The sequence below is a fragment of the Cognatundibacterium luofuense genome, assembly GCF_018139685.1.
GTDB classification, from domain to species: domain Bacteria; phylum Pseudomonadota; class Gammaproteobacteria; order Burkholderiales; family Burkholderiaceae_D; genus Undibacterium; species Undibacterium luofuense.
On the sequence record NZ_JAGSPN010000278.1, the window covers coordinates 1 to 367 of the forward strand.

Consider the following 367-nt stretch of genomic DNA (forward strand, 5'->3'; position numbering starts at 1 on the left):
TCATACATCTGTGCATAAAAAATCGGTGACAAACCGACAATCACGACACCGATAAATTCACCATCGCTGCCGGTCAAGCGATGGCTTAAAAAAAACAGCCACTCACCAGTCGCTTTACTTCGTACTGGATTGCTGAGGTAGATGCCAACAGAAGGACTGTCGCGTTGGACCTGAAAATAGTCGCGATCCGCCAGATTATATTTTGGCGCGGGAAACATTCTTGAGCTACTCACGACGTTGCCATGTACATCCAACACAGATATCACTTCAATGGCGGGGAAAAATACCACCTTTTCGCTGAGCATCTGATGAAAATCTTCTGTACTCAGCTGCTTAGTCAGATAGTCAGCACTCACACTCCAACGAT

1 protein-coding gene is annotated in these 367 nt (G+C 46.0%); it reads right to left on the bottom strand.

The genetic code is table 11. The annotated features are described in order from the left end of the window. Positions 1-356, bottom strand: a 356-nt coding sequence (locus KDM89_RS20400; protein WP_438947537.1) for a PDC sensor domain-containing protein, incomplete at its 3' end; no start/stop codon positions are given. Between the last annotated feature and the right edge of the window lie 11 nt (positions 357-367).